15 protein-coding genes are annotated in these 15,742 nt (G+C 69.9%); 7 read left to right on the top strand and 8 right to left on the bottom strand.

Features of this window, described 5'->3' with window-relative positions:
• Positions 1-194: 194 nt before the first annotated feature.
• Both VNG13_01390 and VNG13_01385 read left to right on the top strand, forming a co-directional pair.
• The gene (locus VNG13_01390) at positions 195-779 is read left to right on the top strand and encodes a helix-turn-helix domain-containing protein (protein HVA59172.1); all 585 of its coding nucleotides are present in this window, start codon (positions 195-197) and stop codon (positions 777-779) included.
• Positions 776-3,538 (top strand): aconitate hydratase, encoded by a 2,763-nt coding sequence (locus tag VNG13_01385; GenBank protein HVA59171.1) that lies wholly within the window; start codon positions 776-778, stop codon positions 3,536-3,538. The genes VNG13_01390 and VNG13_01385 overlap by 4 nt, the downstream gene beginning before the upstream one ends.
• 4 nt (positions 3,539-3,542) lie before the next feature.
• Here VNG13_01385 and VNG13_01380 read toward each other — a convergent pair whose 3' ends face one another.
• Positions 3,543-3,881 (bottom strand): hypothetical protein, encoded by a 339-nt coding sequence (locus tag VNG13_01380; GenBank protein HVA59170.1) that lies wholly within the window; start codon positions 3,879-3,881, stop codon positions 3,543-3,545.
• An 86-nt stretch (positions 3,882-3,967) separates the two neighbouring features.
• Here VNG13_01380 and VNG13_01375 point away from each other — a divergent pair, with 86 nt between their 5' ends.
• The 3 genes from VNG13_01375 to VNG13_01365 all read left to right on the top strand — a co-directional run bounded on the left by VNG13_01375 (position 3,968) and on the right by VNG13_01365 (position 5,935).
• Positions 3,968-4,141, top strand: a complete 174-nt coding sequence (locus VNG13_01375) for a hypothetical protein (GenBank protein HVA59169.1) — start codon at positions 3,968-3,970, stop codon at positions 4,139-4,141.
• 80 nt (positions 4,142-4,221) lie between these two features.
• Entirely contained in the window at positions 4,222-5,175 is a 954-nt protein-coding gene (locus VNG13_01370) for a hypothetical protein (protein HVA59168.1), read from the top strand.
• A gap of 7 nt (positions 5,176-5,182) precedes the next feature.
• The gene (locus tag VNG13_01365) at positions 5,183-5,935 is read left to right on the top strand and encodes an SDR family oxidoreductase (protein ID HVA59167.1); all 753 of its coding nucleotides are present in this window, start codon (positions 5,183-5,185) and stop codon (positions 5,933-5,935) included.
• A gap of 31 nt (positions 5,936-5,966) precedes the next feature.
• Here VNG13_01365 and VNG13_01360 read toward each other — a convergent pair whose 3' ends face one another.
• A complete protein-coding gene (locus VNG13_01360) occupies positions 5,967-6,536 on the bottom strand; it encodes a DUF222 domain-containing protein (protein HVA59166.1) in 570 nt (189 codons plus the stop codon).
• A 71-nt stretch (positions 6,537-6,607) separates the two neighbouring features.
• Positions 6,608-8,518 carry an ABC transporter ATP-binding protein gene (locus VNG13_01355; protein ID HVA59165.1) on the bottom strand — a complete coding sequence of 637 codons (1,911 nt, stop codon included), beginning with the start codon at positions 8,516-8,518 and terminating at the stop codon, positions 6,608-6,610.
• A 68-nt stretch (positions 8,519-8,586) separates the two neighbouring features.
• On the opposite strand from VNG13_01355, the gene VNG13_01350 reads away from it, so the two are divergent.
• Positions 8,587-9,444 (top strand): aquaporin, encoded by an 858-nt coding sequence (locus VNG13_01350; GenBank protein ID HVA59164.1) that lies wholly within the window; start codon positions 8,587-8,589, stop codon positions 9,442-9,444.
• 24 nt (positions 9,445-9,468) lie between these two features.
• Positions 9,469-9,690: a hypothetical protein gene (locus VNG13_01345; GenBank protein HVA59163.1), complete on the top strand. Its 222-nt coding sequence runs from the start codon at positions 9,469-9,471 to the stop codon at positions 9,688-9,690.
• On the opposite strand, the gene VNG13_01340 is transcribed toward VNG13_01345, so the two are convergent.
• The 5 genes from VNG13_01340 to VNG13_01320 all read right to left on the bottom strand — a co-directional run bounded on the left by VNG13_01340 (position 9,650) and on the right by VNG13_01320 (position 15,341).
• Complete coding sequence (locus tag VNG13_01340; protein ID HVA59162.1) at positions 9,650-10,801, bottom strand: acyl-CoA dehydrogenase family protein; 1,152 nt, start codon at positions 10,799-10,801, stop codon at positions 9,650-9,652. The two genes, VNG13_01345 and VNG13_01340, sit on opposite strands and share 41 nt — an antisense overlap.
• Before the next feature lie 4 nt (positions 10,802-10,805).
• A complete protein-coding gene (locus VNG13_01335; GenBank protein ID HVA59161.1) occupies positions 10,806-11,537 on the bottom strand; it encodes an enoyl-CoA hydratase/isomerase family protein in 732 nt (243 codons plus the stop codon).
• Between the two features lie 68 nt (positions 11,538-11,605).
• The gene (locus tag VNG13_01330; protein ID HVA59160.1) at positions 11,606-11,872 is read right to left on the bottom strand and encodes a helix-turn-helix domain-containing protein; all 267 of its coding nucleotides are present in this window, start codon (positions 11,870-11,872) and stop codon (positions 11,606-11,608) included.
• An 86-nt stretch (positions 11,873-11,958) separates the two neighbouring features.
• A complete protein-coding gene (locus tag VNG13_01325) occupies positions 11,959-13,551 on the bottom strand; it encodes an ABC-F family ATP-binding cassette domain-containing protein (protein HVA59159.1) in 1,593 nt (530 codons plus the stop codon).
• 188 nt (positions 13,552-13,739) lie between these two features.
• Positions 13,740-15,341 carry a peptide-N4-asparagine amidase gene (locus VNG13_01320; GenBank protein ID HVA59158.1) on the bottom strand — a complete coding sequence of 534 codons (1,602 nt, stop codon included), beginning with the start codon at positions 15,339-15,341 and terminating at the stop codon, positions 13,740-13,742.
• Positions 15,342-15,742 lie beyond the last annotated feature (401 nt).

The following is a 15,742-nucleotide window of genomic DNA, read 5'->3' as shown; positions in this document are numbered from 1 at the left end:
CCTTCCGGTTCGCCAACGTCAGCTCCATCCCGCAAGCCGACCGGCAAACCCCCAGCGGCCAGCACCGACACGCCGCTAGCCGGACCTTCTTACGTGAGGCAACGAACCCGGCTACGCGGACCTTTTAGCTGAGTCAACGCGGCCTCTTGCAAAACGGACGTACGGTTTGCTAACGTTGGCTCCGGGAGGGCGCCATGCCGCGGGTGAGTCCGGAACGGCTGGCGGCGACCCGGCGGCAGATCCTCGACGGGGCCCGGCTGGCGTTTGCTCGCCACGGATATGAGGGCGCAACCGTGCGTCTGCTGGAACAGTCGACGGGCCTGTCCCGCGGGGCGATCTTTCACCACTTCGCCGACAAGGACGCGCTGTTCCTCGAACTGGCCCGGGACGACGCCGAGGAGATGGCCGCGGTGGTGGCCGAGCACGGGCTGGTGCAGGTGATGCGGGACCTGCGGACCCGCGACGCCGGATGGCTCGGGGTGCAACTCGAGGTGTCGCGCCGGCTGCGCACCGACCCCCGGTTCCGCCGGCGCTGGGAGAAGCATCTGCGTACGGTTGCGGCCGCGACCCGGACCAGGTTGATCCGACAGCGAGCCGCCGGGATCGTCCGCCCCGACGTCCCGGTACACGTTCTGGTGAATTTCCTGTCGCTCGTCCACGACGGACTGGTCGCCCATCTCGCCGCCGGCCTGTCCCCCCAACAACTCGACAGCGTGCTCGACCTCGTCGAGGACACCGTCCGGACCCGACCGACCGAGCGAAAGAGGAACCCGGCATGAGCTCGAACAGCTTCTCGGCGCGCGCGGACCTCAGGGTCGGCGAGGACAGCTACCAGATCTTCCGCCTGGACGCGATGGCGGGCAGCGAGCGGTTGCCGTACTCGCTCAAGATCCTGCTGGAGAACCTGCTCCGCCGGGAGGACGGCCACCTGGTGACCGCGGCCCAGGTCGAGGCGCTGGCCGGTTGGGACCCCGCCGCCGAGCCGGCGACGGAGATCCAGTACACGCCGGCGCGGGTGCTCATGCAGGACTTCACCGGAGTCCCCTGCGTCGTGGACCTGGCCGCCATGCGCGAGGCCACCACCGCGCTCGGGGGGGACGCCAAGAAGATCAACCCGTTGGCGCCGGCCGAGCTGGTCATCGACCACTCGGTGATCGCCGAGCTGTTCGGGTCACCGGACTCGTTCCAGCGCAACGCCGAAATCGAGTTCACCCGAAACCGCGAGCGCTACGAGTTCCTCCGCTGGGGGCAGCAGGCGTTCACCAACTTCAAGGTCGTCCCGCCGGACACCGGGATCGTGCACCAGGTGAATCTCGAATACCTCGCTCGGGTCGTGTTCACCAGCGAGGGCGTCGCCTACCCGGACACCCTGGTCGGAACCGATTCGCACACGACCATGGTCAACGGGCTCGGCGTCCTCGGCTGGGGGGTCGGCGGGATCGAGGCGGAAGCCGCGATGCTCGGACAGCCGGTGTCCATGCTCATCCCCACGGTGGTCGGGTTCCGGCTCGCCGGTGAGCTGCCCGAAGGGGCCACCGCAACGGACCTCGTGCTCACGATCACCGAGCTGCTGCGGCGGCACAAGGTGGTCGGCAAGTTCGTCGAGTTCTACGGGCCGGGAGTCGGGAACGTGCCGCTCGCCAACCGCGCGACGATCGGCAACATGAGCCCGGAGTACGGCTCCACCTGCGCCATCTTCCCGATCGACGCCGAGACCCTCAGCTACCTGCGGCTCACCGGACGGCCGGACGCACTGGTCCGGCTGGTCGAGGCCTACGCCAGGGAGCAGGGGCTCTGGCACGACCCGGACGCGACCCCGGACTTCTCCGAAACCCTCGAGCTCGACCTGGGCACGGTCGTGCCCTCCCTGGCCGGCCCCAAGCGGCCCCAGGACCGGGTCCCGCTGACCGAGGCCAAGGCGAGCTTCCGGCGGGCGATCGTCGACTTCGTCCCGTCGGCGCTGGTCAACGGCGGGCTCGACGAGGGCTCCAGCGAATCCTTCCCGGCCAGCGACTCACCGGCGGTTCGGGCCGACAAGGCGACCGACGCCCCCGCCGAGCACCAGCCGGCGGCGGCCGGCGGCGAGCGCGCGCTCGCCCCGACGGCGGTCCGGCTCGCCGACGGCACCGAGACCGAGATCGACCACGGATCGGTGGTCATCGCCGCCATCACGTCGTGCACGAACACGTCGAACCCGTCCGTGATGATCGCCGCGGCGCTGCTTGCCAAGAAGGCGGTCGAGAAGGGACTGACCAGCCGGCCGTGGGTCAAGACCTCGCTCGCGCCCGGCTCGAAGGTCGTCATGGACTACTACGACCGGGCCGGCCTGACCCCATACCTGGACAAGCTCGGCTTCGCCCTGGTCGGCTACGGATGCACCACATGCATCGGCAATTCCGGCCCGCTGATCCCGGAGGTCTCCCAGGCGGTCAACGCGGCCGACCTCGCCGTCGTGTCCGTCCTGTCCGGCAACCGCAACTTCGAGGGCCGGATCAACCCGGACGTGAAGATGAACTACCTCGCCTCCCCGCCACTCGTCGTGGCCTACGCCCTCGCCGGCTCGATGGACGTCGACCTGACCCGGGACCCGATCGGGACCGGGAGCGACGGAACGCCGGTGTTCCTCAAGGACATCTGGCCGTCCACCCGCGAGATCGACGAGGTGGTCGGTCAGGCGATCGCCTCGTCGATGTTCACCGACGGCTACGCCGGCGTGTTCTCCGGTGACGCGAACTGGCAGGCGATCGAAGTGCCGAGTGGGGACGCCTTCGCCTGGCAGCCCGACTCGACCTACGTACGCCGCCCGCCCTACTTCGACGGCATGGCGCGGGAGCCGGAACCGATCCGGGACATCACCGGCGCCCGGGTGCTCGCCGTCCTCGGCGACTCGGTGACCACCGACCACATCTCGCCGGCCGGCTCGATCAAGAGAGACTCGCCGGCCGGTCGCTACCTCGTCGAACACGGCGTGGAGCCGCGGGACTTCAACTCGTACGGGTCGCGCCGGGGGAACCACGAGGTGATGATCCGGGGCACCTTCGCCAACATCCGGCTCCGCAACCAGCTCGCCCCGGGCACGGAGGGCGGGGTGACCCGGCACCTGCCGGACGGTGAGCAGATGTCGATCTACGAGGCGGCAACGCGTTATGCCGACGAGGGGGTACCGCTCGTCGTCCTCGCCGGTGTCGAATACGGCTCGGGCTCCAGCCGGGACTGGGCGGCGAAGGGCACCGCGCTACTCGGGGTAAGGGCGGTTCTCGCCACGTCGTACGAGCGGATCCATCGGAGCAACCTGATCGGGATGGGCGTCCTGCCGCTGCAGTTCCGGGAGGGAGAGGACCGGGAGAGCCTGGGCCTGACCGGCGAGGAGGAGTACTCGGTGACCGGACTGGAAGGTGCCGAGCAGATCCCGCGGGAGGTGACCGTGCGCGCCGACGGCGTGGAGTTCCGGGCGATCGTGCGGATCGACACCCCCGGCGAGGCGGCCTACTACCAGCACGGCGGGATCATGCAATACGTCCTGCGCTCGTTGATGTAGGCGCTCAGCCGATCGGAGGGGGGTCCCCCGCCCCGGGCGGCCGGGGGACGAGCCGCGGGACGAGCAGCACCGGACGCTCCTCCAGCGGCACGGTCGGCGCGGCCAGCGCACCGAGGATGAGGCAGGCCAGCGCGCCGATCAGGCAGAAGATCCCAGCGGCCATCTGGTGGCCGGACTCGCCGGCGGTGCGGCCCGGGAGGAAGGCGGGCAGCGAGGCGGCCGGCACCGCGAGGTAGACCACCGCGAGGGCGAAAAGACCGACCCCGAGGGCCAGGATGGCGACCGCCCGCCGCCAACTGCCCGACCCGGGCGGTCGGCCGTACTGCGGTCTTTGGGTCGCCACGGCCCTCCTCGATGGATCACCAGCCTAACCCTGCTCTTCGCCGGCTGAGATCGCCCGGGCCGGGGACCCGGCCCTACGCTGCGGACATGGACGACTGGATCTGCCTGTACTGCGCGGCCCGGATACCGACCGGCGAGCGACCGCGGCACACCCGCTGGCACCAGGTCCACGACCTGCACGCCGCCGACTGCTCCGAGACGCAGTCGGGCCCCGACGGTTCGACCGGGTGCAGCTGCGGGCTCGCGCTCTGGACCGGCTGATCCTCAGCCGGTCGGGGCGGGTGCGGCATAGGGCGACAACCCGGACGAATGCTGCCATCATGCCCCCGGGGGTGAGGGTCGTGGACAAGCTCGACGCCGAGACCGGCGACGGCCGATGGGACCCGGCGCACCCCGGCCGGAGGTCCTGGGTAGCGCTCGGCACCACAGTGCTCCTCGTTCTGGCGGTCGGGGTGGCGTCCGCCGCTCTCCGGGCCGGCGGAGGTGCGGGTGCGGGCGCGGCCAGCCAGCAGGGCGCGACGGACGCCCTGCAGTCGGCGATCGCCCGCACGCTGTCGACCTCCTTCCACATATCCGGCACGCTCGACGAGCAGGCCGGTCAGCCGGGGACGCCGCTCAGCGGCGACGCGGACCTGGCCCGAGATCAGGCCCGGGTGAGCCAGGGTGACGGTGCCGTCGGAACCACGCTGCGGCTGGTCGGCGACGTCGAATACGAGTCCATCTCCCAGATGGACCCGGCGCTCCGGTTCCTCCCGAGCGGGGCGAGCTGGATCTGGTTCCGGATCCCGCCCGGGCCGGACTTCCTGCGCAGCGGGGCACTCGCGCTGCTCGATCTGGTGCCGGTCCAGCGCACGACTGCCGTGCAACGGCGCGGAGACACCTTCACGGTGACGGTCCCCAGCCATGGCTTCGCCGGCGAGCAGGCACCGGCTGGGTCTCCCCTCCCTCCCAACACCGACGTTTACACGGTCGGCCCGGACGGGCTGGTCCACGCCGTCGTTTCGGTGCGACACGTACTGTTTCCCGGCATGACCCCGAGCCCCGCCTCGACGATCACCAATGTCGTGCAGCTCAGCGACTTCGGCGAGCTGGTCCGGGTGGCCGCCCCGCCGAATGCCCAGACGGTGACCTCGCAGACCTTCAGCCACGCGGTGGCCCGCGCGTACTCGACACCGCAGTCAACCTGTCGGACGGCACCCGCGACGTCTCCCTCGCCTTCGGCCGATGGGACCCGCGCGGCCGCCTGCTGGAGGGCCGGGCTCGTCGCGGGCGGCGCGCCGTCGCCGGGCGGTTGACCCGGGCATGAACCTCGAGCTGCGTGACCGGGTGTACGTCATCGCCGGAGGTAGCCGCGGACTGGGCCGGGCGACCGCACAGGTTCTCGTCGCCGATGGAGCCCGGGTCGTGATCTCCTCCCGGGACCCGGCCGGTGTCGAGGCGACCGTGTCCGCGCTCGGCGGCCCCGAGCACGCGACCGGAGTGGCCGCCGACAACGCCGACCCGGCGACCGCCGGGCGGCTGGTCGACCTCGCAAGGACAAGTTTCGGCCGGCTCGACGGCGCGCTGATCTCGGTCGGCGGGCCACCACCGGGAAGCGGGATGGACGTCGCCGACGGGGCCTGGCGGGAGGCGTTCGAATCGGTGTTCCTCGGCGCCGTGCGCCTGGTCCGTACGGTCGCCGCCGGGCTCGACACCGGTGGCGCGATCGGTCTCGTGCTCTCCAGCTCGGTGAAATCCCCAATCGGCGGCCTCGCCGTGTCGAACGGGTTCCGCCCGGGACTGGCGATGCTGGCGAAGGATTTCGCCGACGAGCTTGGGCCGCGCGGCATCCGGGTGCTGAGCCTGGCCCCCGGCCGGATCGCCACCGATCGGACGATGGCGATGGACGGCGACGATCCGGCGACCCGGACCGCGATGGAGGCACGCATCCCGCTGCGCCGCTACGGGGAGCCGGCCGAGTTCGGCCGGGTCGCGGCCTTCTGCCTGTCCCCTGCCGCCTCCTATCTCAGCGGCTGCGTCGTCACCGTGGACGGCGGGTCGACCCGCGCCCTGTGAGGGGCCGGCCCGGGTTGGCCGCTCAACGCGTCTACGGCTCCACGGTCAGCTCCAGCCGCCCGCGGACCGGGTCGGTCTCCAACCGCCGCGCCGGCAACTCCGGGTCCACCGCTACAAACTGCGGAACCCACGGCGCGAACAGCAACCGCCGCCGGCGCAGCATCCGCCGCAACTGACCCGGGGTGTGAGCCGCCGCGTATTCCAAGCAGCCCCCGGCGATCCACACCGCCACCGCCGATTCCAAATTCCGCAGCTCCTCGACGAACGCGTGCGCATGCGCCCAGCCGATCCGCCCCGCGGCGAGCGCCTCGGCCACCCCCTCCAGCCGACCCAGATCTCCGGCGAAAGTCAGCCGGGCGTCCACCGTGCGCAGCGACGCCCGCAACGCCGCCGCCAACTCCACCGTCACCGCCTCCGGGATATCCGGGTCCTCCAACCGCCGATACAAAGCAAGCTGGCAAGCCGCCGACCGCGCGCTCACCCACCCCGCGAGCCGGTCAAAACCGACCACCGCCGCCAACAGCTCCGCATCCGAACAACCCGCCGGATCCACCCCGGCCAACACCGCCGCCAGCGCCACCGGACCCAGATCCTCGAACATGCAGAGAAATCTAACGGCGCCCACCGACAGAAAGCTGCGTCAAACAGAAGCCGGCTACACCCATCGCAGGATTACAGCCCGGCGGGTTCTCCGGTTTCCTGTCGCTCGAATTGGGTGCGGTACAGGTCGGTGTAGAGCCCACCGGCCGCGAACAGGTCGTCGTGGCGTCCCGACTCCACGACCCGGCCGTCGTCGACGACGAGGATGCGGTCGGCCTCCCGGACCGTCGAAAGCCGGTGGGCGATGACCAGTGAGGTGCGGCCGGCCAGGGCGTGCGCCAGCGCCCGCTGCACGGCCAGCTCCGACTCCGAGTCGAGGTGCGCGGTGGCCTCGTCGAGCACGACGATGGACGGGGCCTTGAGCAGCAGTCGCGCGATCGCGATCCGCTGCTTCTCACCGCCGGAGAGCCGGTACCCCCGGTCCCCGACGAGGGTGTCCAGTCCGTCCGAGAGCGAGTGCACGAGATCGCCGATCTGCGCAGCGTCCAACGACTCCCAGAGTTGCTGGTCGGTCGCCTCCGGCCGGGCGTAGAGCAGGTTGGCCCGGATCGTGTCGTGGAACATGTGCGCGTCCTGGGTGACCACGCCGACCGTGTCACGAAGCGACGCCAGGGTGACGTCACGGACGTCACGCCCGCCGACCCGCACCGCACCCCCCTGCACGTCGTACATGCGGGTGACCAACTGGCTGATCGTGGTCTTGCCCGCCCCGGACGGACCGACCAGCGCAACCAGTTCACCCGACTCCGCACGGAAGGACACGTCGTGCAGCACCTGCCGGTCGGGCGTGGTGTCGAGAATGGCGACCGACTCGAGAGAGGCCAGCGACACCTCGGCCGCGGTGGGGTAACGGAAGTCGACGTGGTCGAACTCGATGGTCGCGGCGGTGCCTAACGGCCGGGGCAGATCCACCGCGCCGGCCTTGTCATCGATCATCGGCGGCAGGTCGAGTACCTCGAAGACCCGGTCGAAGGAGACCAGCGCGGTCATGATGTCCACCCGAACGTTGGACAGCGCGGTGAGCGGTCCGTAAAGGCGGTTGAGGTAGGCGGCGAGAGCTACGAGGGTGCCCACCTGGAGCGCGTTGTCCGCGGCCAGGTGACCACCGAGGCCGTACACGAGGGCCGTGGCCAGGGACGCGACGAGCGCGAGCGAAACGAAGAACACCCGGCTGTACATCGCCTGAATGATGCCGATGTCAGCCACCCGGCGGGCCTTGGACCGGAACGCGCCCTCCTCCTCATGGGGCCGCCCGAACAGCTTGACGAGCAGCGCGCCGGCCACGTTGAACCGCTCCGACATCGTCGTGTTCATCGCCGCATTGAGGTTGTAACCCTCCCGGGTCAGCGCCTGCAGACGGCGACCGACCAGCCGGGCCGGGAGGACGAACACGGGCAGCAGGACGAGGGCGAGCAACGTGATCTGCCAGGACAGCAGCAACATGAACAAGAGCACCATGGCCAGGCTGACGACGTTGGATACCACGTTGCCCATGACGTCGGTGAACGCCTGTTGAGCGCCGAGCACGTCGTTGTTGAGCCGAGAGATCAAGGCTCCGGTCTGGGTCCGGGTGAAGAAGGCAAGGGGCATCCGCTGGACATGCGCGAACACCGCCGAGCGCATGTCGTAGATGAGCCCCTCGCCGATCCGGGAGGAATACCAGCGCATGGCGAGCGAGATCCCGGCGTCGACGATCGCGAGACCGGCGAGCAGCAGAGCCATCGCCAGGATGATGTTCTGGTGGGCGGTCGCCGGTGGCTGGTGCCCGATTCCACGATCGATGATCTCCTTGTAGACGAGCGGATTCACCGCGCCGATCCCGGCATCGACGCAGATCAACACCAGGAAGATCATCAGCCAGCGCCGGTAGGGCCGCGCGAAGCGGAGGATGCGACGCCAGATTCCAGGCGGCAGCGCCTGCTGTGCGACGTCCCGGTCCCGGGTGTACGAGCGCAATGAGGACCAGCCGGCTCGATGTCCCATCATGCTCATTGCCCGAACAACACCTGGTCGGGCCGAACGCTTCCTGGCGGAGCGGGCAAGATCACCGGATGGACCATCCGCCGGCGGCGCCCCAACCGGCGCACGGCGGGTGGCACGGGCGGGAATGGCTAGCCGAGGCGGCAGGTACCGCGCTGCTGCTGCTCGGCGGGCTCTCCGCGGTCAGCCTGGACTTCGGGGCCGGCTCGCCGGTGCCCCGGGGGATTCCCAGCCCGAGCCTCCGCTTGTTGCTCACCGGCCTGCTCTTCGCGGGCTCCGGCAGCCTGGTGGCCATCTCGCCGATCGGCCGGCTGTCCGGCGCGCACCTCAACCCGGCCGTGACCTTGAGCTTCTGGCTCCAGGGCAAGGTTTCGGCTGCCGACCTCGGTGGCTACCTGGCCGGCCAGCTCACCGGGGCCATTGGAGGGGTCGCGCTGGATCGGTGGCTCTGGGGTGGGACGTTCACCCGGGCCCCGGTGAACTGGGGCCGGACCGTCCCCCGGCACGGACTCCAGCTCGCCGCCGCCGCCGGCATCGAGCTAGGCATGACCGCCGCGCTCATCCTCACCATCTACGCATTCCTCAGCCGGGCCCGGACGGCACGCTGGACACCGGTGGCCACCTGGGTACTGATCGCCTGCTTCGTCTGGCAGCTGGCCCCCTACACCGGCAGCAGCCTGAACCCGGTGCGCTCACTTGCCCCGGACCTGCTTTCCGCCCGGTACCCGGACTGGTGGATATACCTGGTGGCCCCGTTGGCCGGTGCCGGCGTCGCAACGGGCCTCTGGGCACTGGTCAGAAGCCGGCATACGCTGACGACCAAGATGTTCCACGACCCGCGCTTCCGCAGCGTCATGGCCACGTCGTTGCCGGCCCGACCGGTGGTGGGCGGTGGTCGCCACGACGGCGCGGCGCCAGATCCCGGCTAGCGCAGTCCTGCGTAGGCTCGCCCGGTGGAGCAGTGCTACGTGTGCGGCCGTCCGGTGAAGCCGAACTGGCGCGGCCGGGTGCTCTACGAGGGGCTCACCGAGCCCGGCGGGACCGGCTGGCTGTGGGGACCCCACCCGATCCACGACGGCTGCCGGCGGGAGCTCGAGACCGGATTCGAGGAGGGCATCGAACAGGGCCGCTATCTCAGACGAACGCTGAGACGCCCGTCACCGCTCGGCCGATGAGCAGCTTCTGCACCTGGGACGTTCCCTCGTACAACGTGGTGACGCGAGCGTCCCGGAGCAACTTCCCGACGACGAAGTCATCGACATATCCGTAGCCGCCGTGTACCTGCACCGCAGCGTTCGAAGCGCGAACCGACGCCTCGGACGCGTAGTACTTAGCCATGCTCGCCGCCACCGTGTAGCTCTCGCCGCGGGCCTTGAGATCGGCGGCCCGCCAGGTGAGCAGCCGGGCGGCTTCGACCTCGACGGCGGTATCCGCGATGAGCTCCTGAACGAGCTGGAATCCGGCGATCGGCCGGCCGAACTGTTCGCGACTGCGGGCGTAAGTCGTCATCGCGTCGAGCGCAGCCTGGGCCAGTCCGGTGCAGGACGCGGCCAGCGAGATCCGGCCGTCGTCAAGGGCAGACAACGCGACCTTGATGCCGTCCCCCGGTGAGCCGAGAAGGGCATCGTTAGAGACGATGACATCGTCAAGGGTGATCTCCGCGGTGTCGCAGGAACGGAGCCCCAGCTTGCCCTTGATCGGCCGGGCGGTGAAGCCCGCGCTGTCGGTGGGCACGAGGAAGGCCGAGACCCCGCGGGCGCCCGGACCACCGGTCCGGGCCATGACGAGCGCTACGCCGGCGATGTCCCCGTTGGTGATGAATATCTTGCGGCCGGACAGCCGCCATCGGTCGCCGTCCGAAACGGCGGTGGCTTCGAGGTTGGCCGGATCGGAGCCGTGGTCCGGTTCGGTCAGGCAGAAGCACCCGAGGATGTCCCCGGAAGCCATCGCCGGCAGCCATTTCCGGCGCTGCGCCTCGGTCCCCCAACGGGCGATCGCACCGGCAACCAGACCGAGATGGACCGAGACGATCGAGCGGACGTTGGCATCCCCACGGCCCAGCTCCTCGATGACGAGCACGTACGAGAGCGGATCGGCGCCGCCGCCGCCGTACTCCTCGGGGATAGTCATCCCGAGGAAACCGAGCTTGCGCAACCCCTCGAGCGCCTCGGTCGGGAACTTTTCCGACCGGTCGTACTCGATCGCGCGCGGAACGACGACCTCGTCGACCCAGTCCCGGGCCTCCCGGCGCAGGGCCGCGTGCTCGTCTGAGAGAGCGAGATCCACCCGGCTACTCTCCCACCCCGGCCAGGTCGCGAATGCGGCGCAGCTGCGCTTCGCGCTCGGCCCGCAGCTGGCCGGCCGGATCGCGGTGGCGGGCGGCGGCTAGCAGTGCTTTCGTCTCGACCACCGCGTCGCGGGGCGCGGCCAGCACGGCGGCGGTCAAGTCACTGGTCGCGGCGGCGAGGTCGGCGGGGGCGACGACCAGTTCGACCAGGCCGAGCCGGGCCGCCTCCGCGGCATCGACCCGACGTCCCGTGACACAGATCTCGAGCGCCCGCGGATAGCCGACGAGTTCGACCAGGATCCTCGTGCCACCGAGATCCGGAACCAGCCCGAGCGAGGTTTCGGCCATCGTGAACTGCGCATCGTCCGCGGCGATCCGCAGGTCGCAGGCCAGGGCGAGCTGGAAGCCGGCGCCCACCGCGTGGCCCTGTACCGCGGCCACACTGACGATGTCGGGCCGGCTCAGCCAGCTGAACGCCTCCTGGTAGGAGGCGATCAGCGCCACCGCCTCGGCGTCGGGCATCCGGGCCATCTCGGTGAACGAGGCGATCCCGGGCAGCGACTCCCCGCTGAACATCGATCGATCGAGGCCCGCGGAGAAGGACGGGCCCTCCCCGCGGACGACGACGACCCGCACCTCGCCGGTGAGCCCCCGCCCGAACTCGCGCAAGGCGGTCCAGGTGTGTGGGGTCTGCGCGTTCCGTCGCTGCGGTCGGCACAGAGTGATCGTGGCCACCTGGCCGTCGATCTCGAAGCGGACACCAGGGTCCGGATCGGCGAGCCCCGGCGCCGGCGCGGGGTCGGTCAGGACTTCTTGCCCCGGGTGGCGCCGCCCCGCCCGCGCAGCTTCACCCCAGACTCGCTGAGGATCCGGTGCACGAAGCCGTAGGAGCGACCGGTCGCCTCCGCGAGCGCGCGGATGCTCTGGCCCCCGTCGTACTTGCGTCTGAGGTCACCCGCCAGCTTGTCGCGCTCGGTTCCGGTTACCCGGCTGCCCTTCTTCAGCTCCGCCACGTCGAACCTCCGTTGTCGTCTACCCGGCGCATAATGCGCGCCACCGGGGGGTCGCAAACCCTGCGGTAGGGATGATCACCCATTTTGATGCATCTCGCCAGCCCGCTCCCAGCGGGGGGTGGGTGCATCGCACCGCGCGCGGATCACGCGAGCTCGACGAGGTCGACGAAGTCCTCGCTCCAGTGGTCCTCGACACCGTCCGGGAGAAGCAGCACGCGCTCCGGGGCGAGTGCGGCTACCGCGCCGTCGTCATGGGTGACCAGCACGACGGCGCCCCCGAAGCCGGCGAGGGCGGCGAGAACCTGCTCCCGGCTCGCCGGGTCGAGGTTGTTCGTCGGCTCGTCGAGCAGGAGAACGTTGGCCCGTGAGACTACGAGGCGGGCCAACGCCAGCCTGGTTTTCTCCCCACCGGAAAGCGTCCCGGCCAGCTGGTGTGCGGTGTCGCCGGAGAACAGGAAGGCGCCGAGCACGGCTCTCAGCCGAGGTTCCTCGACCTCCGGCGCGGCTGCCCTGAGGTTCTCCATGACGGCGATTTCCGGGTCCAGGGTCTCGTGCTCCTGGGCGTAGTAGCCGAGGCGCAGGCCATGCCCATGGACGACCTCACCGGTGTCGGGCTCCTCGATCCCGGCGAGGATGCGAAGCAGGGTGGTCTTGCCGGCCCCGTTGAGGCCCAGGATCACGACCCGGCTGGAGCGGTCGATCGCCAGGTCGACGTCTGTGAACACCTCCAGGGACCCGAAGGACTTCGAGAGCGCGGTCGCGCTGAGCGGGACCCGGCCGCACGGGGCGGGATCCGGAAACCGCAACTTCGCGACCCGGTCTGCCTGACGCTCGGACTCGAGACCGGCGAGCAACCGTTCCGCTCGGCGCTGCATGTTGTGCGCCGCCTGCGCCTTGGTCGCCTTCGCCCGCATCCGGTCGGCCTGCGACATCAGCGCGTCGGCCTTCTTCACCGCGTTGACCCGCTCCCGCTTCCGCCGGCGCTCGTCGGTCTCGCGTTGCAGCAGGTAGGGCCGCCAGCCGACGTTGTACAGATCGAGGGTGTTCCTGGTGGCGTCGAGGTGGAACACCCGGTTCACGACGTGCTCGAGCAGCCCCACATCGTGGCTTATGACGACGAGGCCGCCGGTGTGCGCGCGCAGGTAGTCCCGCAGCCAGCCGATCGAGTCCGCGTCGAGGTGGTTCGTCGGCTCGTCCAGCACCAACGAGGGAGCTCCGGAGAACAGGATCCGCGCCAGCTCGACCCGACGGCGTTGGCCACCGGAGAGGGTACGCAGCGGTTGCTCGAGGATCCGCTCCGGCAGGCCCAGGTTCGAGCAGATCCGATCCGCTGCCGCCTCCACCTGGTAGCCGCCCAGGGCGGTGAAGGCCTCCTCGAGCCGCCCGTACCGCCGGACGAGGTCGGCGTCGTCGGGTCGCTCGGCCAGCTGGATCTGGGCCTTCTCCATCCCGCGCAGCAGCTCGTCTATCCCGCGGGCAGACAGCACCCGATCCCGGGCGATGACATCCAGGTCGCCGGTCCGCGGGTCCTGCGGGAGGTATCCGATCGGTTCGGTTCGCTCGACCGCGCCCTCCGCCGGCAGGGATTCGCCGGCCAGGACACGGCACAGGGTGGTCTTGCCGGCGCCGTTACGGCCGACGAGGCCGATCCGGTCCGACGGGCCGACGCGGAACGTCGCGTCGGAGAGCAACAGTCGGGGGCCGGCGCGCAGCTCGACGCCGGTAGCCGTGAGCATGTGAGGTCTCCTGAGGGGGCGAGCAGGCCTGAAGGGGGGGCTCCGAGGACTCGGGATGCCCGCCGCGTCTTAGCTCGCCGTGAACACGCAACCGATGATACCCGGCCGCCGGCGGGACGGCCGGTCACCACCGCCTGGCTGTGCCGGATTTCGGGCCGCCGCGCCTGGCGGAGGGGTACCCGACGACCTCAGCTACCGGGCGGCCCCGGGCACATGCCGTCAAGTTGGTCGACGGTTATTTCGCCGGCCTGGCTCGCCAGCCGGTGGTCGTAGCAGGCACCGGCACTGTCGGCGTAACCGTAGGTTTCCTGCTCGGCCCCGTTGAAAACGATCCCGGTCGCGTCCGCCGTGCTCATCGACTCGTCGAATGACGTCCAACCGGTCTGCTTACCGTCGACGGTGATGGTCGAACTGCCGTTGTCCGTGAGGTCGTAGCTCGTCAAAAGGTCGGAGACGATGCCGTAGACGGCGTGCGTAGCTACGACGGTGGTTTGGGCATCCGTGGCGGTCGTCGTGGATTGATCCCAGGTCCAGTCACCGTAGTCGACGAGAACCGCCTGCCGGTCGCTCTCGCCCATCGACTCCTTGACCGTTGTTGTGACGCGCTGGCCACCGGCAAAGGTCTCTCCCACGAAAGTCAGCGTGTGCGAGGCGGTGTCCAGGTATGGCACGCCTTGCGTCGTCGGATCCGTGATGGCATCAGTGGGCGCGGTGGCGCCGGTCGCGCTCAACAGAGCACCCTTGGTGCGACCACCGCGATCAGCCGTCCAGCCCAGCAGGTTGGCGGCCAACGCCCAGAAGTCGCCGCCCTGGAAGCTGGTGTCGAAGACACCTAGCGTCACCTGGTGGGGCTGACCGTCGGTGAGTAGGCCGACGAAGGGCGTGAGGTCGACGTCGTAGGGCCGCAGATCCCACGCGCGCGGCGACGGGATCGGCTCCCACAGGCCAGGCCCGGACGCGCCGGTGTAGGTCACCGGGTAGGCCGGAGCCGCCCCGGCGAGGCGGCCGTCGATGAAGATGCCGATCTCGCGGTAGGGCGTCCCGGCGCAATCCCCGGGATCAGCCCACCAGAACTCCTCGCACGGGCCATGGGCGTCGGCATAGATCTCCGCCGAGAGCCGGCTCAGGTCGCTCGGAAACGTCACCGGAGCGCCAACTCGCTGACCGTCCCGGCTTACCGTCAGCATCGGTCCGCCCCCGCCGGTCGACGAGACCGGCAGAACCACATCCGGGTGCGCACCTTCGGGTGTGTTGGCATCCGTCTCGTAGAAGGTCAACGAGACCACCGTGTGGTAGACGCCGGTGTAGGTCGCGTTGTTGACATTGTCGAGTTCCACCTGGACCGGCTGGCTTGCTGTGAGCAGCGGAATGATGTCGGTGACGTCACGCTGCACGGTCCAGGTGATCGGGTTCCCGGTGCAGCACGGCTCCGATGTGCTGCCGTCGAGAACGACCGCCCGGCCGATCGCCACGTAAACGTCGCGGTCGAACTGCACGCCGGCCACCGTGCTGGTGAGGGTGAGCACGACCTTCGACCACGGGCCGGGGCAGCCCGCGGGCGGCGCGTAGGTGCCGTTGAACGGCGAGCCGTAGGAATTCGCGAAGTCGTGCGTCATGAGGATCTCGGTGCACGAGGGGGTGCTCGGTACCGGGATCGGACGGTCCGCCTCGACCTGCTGCTGCGTCCCGGTCGGCAGGCCCAGCTGCGGGGCATCGGCGGCAGCCTGCCCCACGCCCGCCACCACGGTGAGGAGCACAGCCGTCGTTGCGAGCGATCGAACGCGTCGCACCCAAGACCTCCCCGGAGAAGCGCCGCCAGGCGCCGCAGGCCCTACTTCGCCGTCGCGCCTCGCTCTCCTGCATGGCGAACGGACCTCTTGCCGTGCGAAAGGCGGAAGCCGGCGGTCAGCAAGCAAGCGGAGGGCGTGGGATTCGAACCCACGATGAGGATCACTCCCCATAGCGGCTTTCAAGTCTGCCCAGAGCCGTTTCGGTCGCTGTTGATCAATGTTGATGCGTAGTGTTTTCCCAGGTAAGAAGGCATATCGCGGGTTAGCGCGGATTTCCACGCAACTGGTTCGGGGCAACGGGTCAGGTGATTTCGTAGCGCAGGGTGCGGTTTCCCCACCAGGGGACGGTGGTGTTGTTGGGCAGGTCGGCTTGGCGGAGTACGGGTGCGTAGGCGCGTCGG

It is taken from the genome of Mycobacteriales bacterium (assembly GCA_035533475.1).
Taxonomy (GTDB): domain Bacteria; phylum Actinomycetota; class Actinomycetes; order DATLTS01; family DATLTS01; genus DATLTS01.
The sequence above is the reverse complement of the archived record's forward strand: the minus strand, read 5'-3'. Positions and strand labels throughout refer to the sequence as shown.

What these genes read in the sequence shown, in the direction of transcription:
- VNG13_01325 (HVA59159.1), bottom strand. Translation starts at nt 13,551, where the DNA reads ATGCTCACGGCTACCGGCGTCGAGCTGCGCGCCGGCCCCCGACTGTTG.
- VNG13_01375 (HVA59169.1), top strand. Translation starts at nt 3,968, where the DNA reads ATGGACGACTGGATCTGCCTGTACTGCGCGGCCCGGATACCGACCGGC.
- VNG13_01360 (HVA59166.1), bottom strand. Translation starts at nt 6,536, where the DNA reads ATGTTCGAGGATCTGGGTCCGGTGGCGCTGGCGGCGGTGTTGGCCGGG.
- VNG13_01350 (HVA59164.1), top strand. Translation starts at nt 8,587, where the DNA reads ATGGACCATCCGCCGGCGGCGCCCCAACCGGCGCACGGCGGGTGGCAC.
- VNG13_01390 (HVA59172.1), top strand. Translation starts at nt 195, where the DNA reads ATGCCGCGGGTGAGTCCGGAACGGCTGGCGGCGACCCGGCGGCAGATC.
- VNG13_01385 (HVA59171.1), top strand. Translation starts at nt 776, where the DNA reads ATGAGCTCGAACAGCTTCTCGGCGCGCGCGGACCTCAGGGTCGGCGAG.
- VNG13_01355 (HVA59165.1), bottom strand. Translation starts at nt 8,518, where the DNA reads ATGGGACATCGAGCCGGCTGGTCCTCATTGCGCTCGTACACCCGGGAC.
- VNG13_01365 (HVA59167.1), top strand. Translation starts at nt 5,183, where the DNA reads ATGAACCTCGAGCTGCGTGACCGGGTGTACGTCATCGCCGGAGGTAGC.